Source organism: Rhizobium sp. NPDC090275 (genome assembly GCF_044772225.1).
In the GTDB taxonomy this organism is placed as follows: Bacteria; Pseudomonadota; Alphaproteobacteria; order Rhizobiales; family Rhizobiaceae; genus Rhizobium.
The window spans coordinates 165,602-171,928 of record NZ_JBIVYL010000014.1 but is presented as its reverse complement, the minus strand read 5'-3'; the positions used below and the strand labels follow the sequence as shown (position 1 = coordinate 171,928).

The 6,327-nt window shown below is 57.1% G+C and carries 6 protein-coding genes; 2 read left to right on the top strand and 4 right to left on the bottom strand.

Features of this window, described 5'->3' with window-relative positions; all coding sequences use genetic code 11:
- The first annotated feature begins 154 nt into the window (after positions 1 to 154).
- Positions 155 to 802: a hypothetical protein gene (locus ACIQUB_RS28200; protein ID WP_113236247.1), complete on the top strand. Its 648-nt coding sequence runs from the start codon at positions 155 to 157 to the stop codon at positions 800 to 802.
- On the opposite strand, the gene ACIQUB_RS28195 is transcribed toward ACIQUB_RS28200, so the two are convergent.
- Both ACIQUB_RS28195 and ACIQUB_RS28190 read right to left on the bottom strand, forming a co-directional pair.
- Positions 799 to 1,470 carry a DsbA family oxidoreductase gene (locus ACIQUB_RS28195; RefSeq protein ID WP_113236248.1) on the bottom strand — a complete coding sequence of 224 codons (672 nt, stop codon included), beginning with the start codon at positions 1,468 to 1,470 and terminating at the stop codon, positions 799 to 801. The two genes, ACIQUB_RS28200 and ACIQUB_RS28195, sit on opposite strands and share 4 nt — an antisense overlap.
- A gap of 100 nt (positions 1,471 to 1,570) precedes the next feature.
- On the bottom strand, positions 1,571 to 3,376 hold the full coding sequence (locus ACIQUB_RS28190; protein WP_113236249.1) for an extracellular solute-binding protein: 1,806 nt from the start codon (positions 3,374 to 3,376) through the stop codon (positions 1,571 to 1,573).
- A 268-nt stretch (positions 3,377 to 3,644) separates the two neighbouring features.
- Here ACIQUB_RS28190 and ACIQUB_RS28185 point away from each other — a divergent pair, with 268 nt between their 5' ends.
- Positions 3,645 to 4,298 (top strand): invasion associated locus B family protein, encoded by a 654-nt coding sequence (locus ACIQUB_RS28185; RefSeq protein WP_113236250.1) that lies wholly within the window; start codon positions 3,645 to 3,647, stop codon positions 4,296 to 4,298.
- A gap of 125 nt (positions 4,299 to 4,423) precedes the next feature.
- Here the strand turns inward: ACIQUB_RS28185 and hspQ are convergent, their stop codons facing one another.
- Together hspQ and glnA are read right to left on the bottom strand one after the other, a co-directional pair.
- A complete protein-coding gene (gene hspQ / locus ACIQUB_RS28180) occupies positions 4,424 to 4,753 on the bottom strand; it encodes a heat shock protein HspQ (RefSeq protein WP_018900558.1) in 330 nt (109 codons plus the stop codon).
- A gap of 151 nt (positions 4,754 to 4,904) precedes the next feature.
- Positions 4,905 to 6,314 carry a type I glutamate--ammonia ligase gene (gene glnA, locus ACIQUB_RS28175; protein ID WP_018900557.1) on the bottom strand — a complete coding sequence of 470 codons (1,410 nt, stop codon included), beginning with the start codon at positions 6,312 to 6,314 and terminating at the stop codon, positions 4,905 to 4,907.
- Positions 6,315 to 6,327 lie beyond the last annotated feature (13 nt).

Sequence of the window (6,327 nt, the reverse complement as noted above, 5' to 3'; positions counted from 1 at the left end):
GAGCTGGCCATGGCGAGACTCTTACGCCTATCCCCGAACCCTGTCGATCGGACTCACCAAATATGGTTAGCGCCTGAGCAAAAGGGATAAGCAGTTTTTTGATAGATTTAGAGTTTATAATAAGTCATCTCTAAATCCTGTTGAGAATGTTCATGTGGAGTATAATATTTTAATACTACTTCCTCAGATACAGGAGCCTCAGAATTATAAGATCGAAATTGATATTCATTCGCGAGCCGCGCTGATCAAGCGAGCGAGCACCCAGATGGGGCCGAGTGCGATGATATTCAGAATTCTCGCAAATCAGACCGGCGACGTTCGTATCTCTTACGTTGACTATAATGTTTCTCTAAATTTCATGATTGCGATCGATCACTGGTTCGAGGGGCTTCAACGTGAGAAGGATAATAAAGCCCTCTCTTTTTTAAAGCAATATAGTCACAATTTTTCGTTCATATTCAAGTATATGACTGTGACATGCTTTCTGCTTTTCTGCTATTTCTCAACCTATCCATCGGCCAGCGGAAGTCTCGCTGCGCTATCTAAATACGGTGTTTTCGTATTTGGCTTGACTTATATCCTTGGCGGTTTTGCCGCTAAGCTTGGTGATTGGGTGGAGCGCAGTGTCGATTCAATGAATGTACTATCGTATGTCCGTCTGAATCGAGGTGACGAAAACCTTATCGAGGAAACACGGCGCCAAAATAGAAGCAGCTTTTTGCGGGTATTAGTGGGTCTCGGCTTTGCTATTGGCGTAAACATTCTAAGTTCATATCTCGCCTCCAGCATAGGTATTGACTAGTTCATTCCAGCGCGGGCTTCGGCCTTGGCCTTGGCGATATCGCGCAGCGCGCCGGCGATGACATCAGGCGTCTGGGCGCCGCTGACGGCGTATTGCTGGTCGAAGATGAAGAAGGGAACGCCGTTGACGCCCATCTTCTGCGCCGATTCGATTTCCTCGACGACGAGACCCTTGTCGGCATCCGACGTGAGCAGAGAGGCAGTCACGGCGCGGTCGAGGCCGGACTTCTCGGCGATGTCGAGCAGCACGGCGTGATCGCCGACATTCAGGCCTTGCTCGAAATTCGCCTTGAACAGGCCATCGACCACCTTATCGGCCTTGTCGCGATCCTCGATCATCGCCCAGTGAATGAGCCGGTGGGCGTCGAGCGTGTTCGGGCCGATCTTGATGGCCTCGAAATTGAAGTTGATTCCAACTTCGCGGCCGAGTTCGGTGAGCATCTTGTGACCTTCGGCGACACGCTCGGCACCGCCGAGCTTCTTCTCGAGCGCTGCCTTCTGGTCGACGCCTTCGGGCGGGTAATCCGGGTTGAGGCGATAGGGGCGCCAGTTGACGTCGACGCCGACTTCGTCCTGGACTTCCGCGATCGCGAGCTCCAGCCGGGCCTTGCCGAGATAGCACCAGGGGCAGACGACATCCGAGACGACGTCGATGACTATGCGTTCCATGGGCTTTCCTTTTCTGAATTGCTGGCCCTGAAAGGGCGTTTCAAGCCATCTAGTCGCTGTAGCAGGCCAGTTCAACCAGGCAGGAAAAGAGAACCACCTGTTATTGGACGCTCTGATCCCACCAGGCAGGCAGCTGGTAGCCGTAGAGCGGCACCTGGTCGGGGTGGCCGATGCGCTTGCTGCGCGCGACCCACTGGTTGTCGACATGGTAGAGCGGCAGCACGTAATGGCCCGACAGCAGCAGCCGGTCGTGCGAGCGGACGGCGGCGGTGAAATCCTCGGCCGAACGCGCATTGAGGATGTGCTGGATCAGCGTATCCACATCGGGATCGGCAACGCCTGCAAAATTGTCGGTTCCGTCGCGGTCGCGCGAGGCGGACGACCAGCGCCCTACCTGCTCGATTCCAGGCGATAGCGACGAGGTGAAGGATTTGACGATCACGTCGTAGTCGAAGGTGTTGGTGCGGCTCTGATACTGCGAATCGTCCACCGTGCGGATCGAGGTGTTGATGCCGAGCAGTTGCAGTGAGCGCTGGTAGGAGACCGCGAGTTTTTCCTGGTCGGTGTTCTGCGTCATGATCTCGAAGGCGAGCGGGCGGCCATTGGCGTCGCTCATCTTGCCGTTCTTGATCGTGTAGCCAGCCTCCTTCAGAAGCGCGACCGCCTGCTTCAGCACATTGCGGTCGCGGCCGGAACCATCGGTGACGGGAAGCTTGTAGGTGCCGTCGAGGATGGCGGGATCGATGCGATCCTTGATCGGGCCGAGCAGCTTCATTTCGCGCTCGTCAGCGGGCACGCCGAAGCTGGAGAGGTCGGAGTTCTGCCAGTAGCTCTGCGTCCTGATATAGGCGCTGGAGAACAGGTTCTTGTTGGCCCATTCGAAATCGAAGATCAGCGACAGGCCCTCGCGCAGCTTCACATTGTCGAAGAGCGGCCGGCGGGTGTTGAAGACGAAGCCGAACATGCCCGATGGCAGCTTGGGCTGGAAGGTGTCCTTGACGACATTGCCCGATGTGACCGCCGGGAAGTTATAGGCGCTCGCCCAATGGCCGGGGCTGCCATCCGGATAGATATCGACATCGCCCTTCTTGAACGATTCGAACAATGTCGTGTCCTGCAGGAAATACTGGACGGTGATCTGGTCGTAATTGTCGAGGCCGACCTTGGCGGGGATATCCTTGCCCCAATAGTTCGGGTCGCGCTCGAAGGTGATGCTTTCGCCCGGCTTCAGCGACTTGATCTTGTAGGGACCGGAGCCGATCAGCGGCTTCAGCGTCGAGCGGTCGAAATTCTCCGCGTCGATCGCGTGCTTGGGGAGGATAGGCGTCGAGCCGGCGAGAATCAGCGGGAATTCGCGGTCGGCCTTGTCGTTAAAGGTGAAGCGGACGCTGTGATCGCCGACCTTCTCCATTTTCTCGACGGCGTTGAGGCGCGTGCTGAAGGGGACGCGGCCCTTTTCCTTCAAGATGTTGAAGGAGAAGATGACGTCATCGGGCGTGACCGGCTGGCCGTCCGACCATTTGGCGTCTGGGTTCAGGTTGAACTGGATATAGGTCCTGTCGTCGTCCCATTCGACGGATTGCGCCAAGAGGCCATAGAGCGTGAAGGGCTCGTCGCGCGAGCGCAGCATCAGCGTTTCATAGACCAGGTTGCCGTATTCGGGGTCCCACATGCCGCGCGCCGTGGTGCGCATGCTCTTCAGGATGAACGGGTTCAGGTTGTCGTAGGTGCCGACGACGCCATAGGAGATCTTGCCGCCCTTCTTCACGTCGGGATTGACGTAGGGCAGGTGCTTGAAATCTTGAGGCAGAGCAGGGGCGCCGTGCATTGCGATGCCATGCACGGGCTCGGCAGCGGCTACCCCGCAAACAAGGGTGAAGACGACGGGGAGAACGATCCGGAGCATAGTCGAAATCCTTTCCGGAAAACGGCACGATTCGCCCGAAGACTACCATGCGGCCGGCCCAATTCACCATCCACGGCAAATTCTTTCCGGCGACACCTAAAACGCCAAAGAAACACTGGAAATCTCCAGCAACGCGATGTAACAGGGACCCCGAAGTCGGGGGGTCATGCATTTGCCTCATTGTTTTAAGAGGTCAGATGCGAACAACCCTGTTGGTGAGGATGGCAAATGGGCTGTCCCAACGGGATATCAGGAGACGGAATTCGTTATGATGTTCAAGTCTGAAAAGAAAACACGGGCAGCCCTGTCCGTAATGGCAGTGATGCTTGGCGCCGCAGTGGCTCCGGTGTCTTCTTATGCGCAGGATGCGTCTGCCGACGCTGGCGCACAGGCTGCCGGCGCACCGCGCCTCGGTTGGTACAAGACCTGCAGCAAGCAGGAAGACAATGACGTCTGCGTCGTGCAGAACGTCGTTCTGGCCACCGGCGGTCAGCTCGTTACGGGCGTTGGCCTCATCACCGTTTCCGGCAAGGTGAACAACAAGAGCCTGCAGGTTTCCGTTCCTCCTGCACGTCTGATCCCGCCGGGCATCGGCATGCAGATCGACGGCGGCAAGCCGCAGAAGATCGACTATCTGATGTGCATGCCGGATCGTTGCGTTGCGCAGATCCCGCTGACCGACGCGATGGTTGCCAGCCTGAAGAAGGGCACCGATCTGGTCCTGACCTCGATCAACTTCCGCCGTGCGCCGAACCCGATCAAGATCTCGCTTGAAGGCTTCACCGGCGCATTCGACGGCGAAGCGGTTTCCGCTTCCAAGCTCGCCGAAAGCCAGAAGAGCCTGCAGGACAGCATGCAGAAGAAGGCTGACGAAGCGCGCAAGAAGCTTGAAGACGCCCAGAAGGCTGCCAAGGCCCAGTAATTTCGATCCTTACGGATTGTCGAGAAACCCGGCTTCGCGCCGGGTTTTTTGTTGCCTGAATTCCGGGTTCCGGCCAAAGAAAAACCCCGCTGGGAAGGCGGGGTTTGAAATGGATATGCAGCCGCTTAGTGGGTGAAGCTCATCTTGGGTTTGAACTGTCCCGTCGGTGCCATATCGAAAATCTGGTAGACCTGTTCGTTACGAAGCGGTTCGCCGCTTTCGTCATTCATCAGGTTCTGTTCGGATACGTAGGCGACGTATTCGTTTTCTTCGTTTTCGGCGAGCAAGTGGTAGAAGGGCTGATCCTTGCTGGGGCGCACGTCGGCGGGAATAGAATTCCACCATTCTTCCGTATTCGCGAATTCCGGATCGACATCGAAGATGACGCCGCGAAACGGAAATACCTTGTGCCGAACCACTTCGCCGATACTGAACTTAGCTAGTCTTTCTTTCATGGTACGACTTCCTTTCATCACCTGATTTGGTGATTGATCTCACTCAAATCAAGATTTGTGCGAGAACTCGTCACATGAGTGTCACATCGACGCGAGGTTTCCGTGACATCGGATAGACGAAAGCCCCGGCGAACCGGGGCTTTCTGAGGGCTTACGCCGAGTAGTACATGTCGTATTCGACCGGATGCGGGGTCATGTCGTAGCGCATGACCTCGATCATCTTCAGCTCGATGAACGAGTCGATCTGGTCGTCGTCGAAGACGCCGCCGGCGGTCAGGAACTTGCGGTCCTTGTCCAGGCTTTCCAGCGCTTCACGCAACGAACCGCACACCGTCGGGATCTTCTTCAGTTCCTTCGGCGGCAGGTCGTAGAGATCCTTGTCCATGGCCTTGCCGGGATGGATCTTGTTCTTGATGCCGTCGAGGCCGGCCATCAGCATGGCGGCGAAGGCGAGGTAGGGGTTCGCCATCGGATCCGGGAAGCGGACTTCGACGCGCTTTGCCTTCGGGTTGCTGCCGAACGGAATACGGCACGAAGCCGAGCGGTTGCGCGCCGAATAGGCGAGCAGAACCGGTGCTTCATAGCCCGGGACGAGACGCTTGTAGGAGTTCGTCGACGGGTTGGTGAAGGCGTTCAGCGCCTTGGCGTGCTTGATGATGCCGCCGATGAAGTAGAGGCAGCTCTCGGAGAGACCTGCATATTCATCGCCTGCGAAGCTCGGCTTGCCGCTCTTCCAGATCGACATGTGGACGTGCATGCCCGAGCCGTTGTCGCCGAAAATCGGTTTCGGCATGAAGGTTGCCGTCTTGCCGTAGGCATTAGCGACCTGGTGCACGACGTACTTGTAGATCTGCATCTTGTCGGCGTTGCGGACGAGCGTGTCGAACTTGATGCCGAGCTCGTGCTGGGCAGCGGCCACTTCGTGGTGGTGCTTTTCGACGACGACGCCCATTTCCGAGAGAACCGTCAGCATTTCGGAGCGCATGTCCTGGCAGCTGTCGATCGGCGGAACCGGGAAGTAACCGCCCTTGACGCGCGGACGGTGGCCCAAGTTGCCGGTCTCATATTCGGTGTCGTCGTTGGACGGCAGTTCGGTCGAATCGAGCTTGAAGCCGGTGTTGTAGGGGTCGGCCTTGTAGCGAACGTCGTCGAAGATGAAGAACTCGGCTTCAGGACCCACGAAGACGGTGTCGCCGATGCCTGATGCCTTCAGATAGGCTTCGGCCTTCTTGGCGGTGCCGCGCGGATCGCGGTTATAAGCTTCGCCGGAGACCGGATCGAGAATGTCGCAGAGGATGACCATGGTGGACTGCGCGAAAAACGGGTCCATGTGGACCGTTTCCGTGTCGGGCATCAGCACCATGTCGGATTCGTTGATCGCCTTCCAGCCGCCGATCGAGGAGCCGTCGAACATGACGCCATCGGCGAACATGTCTTCATCGACGCAAACCACGTCCATCGTGACGTGCTGCAGCTTGCCCTTGGGATCGGTAAAGCGCAGGTCAACAAACTTGACGTCGTTATCCTTGATTTGCTTGAGGATTTCGCTTGCGGTCGCCATAAAATGGTTCCTT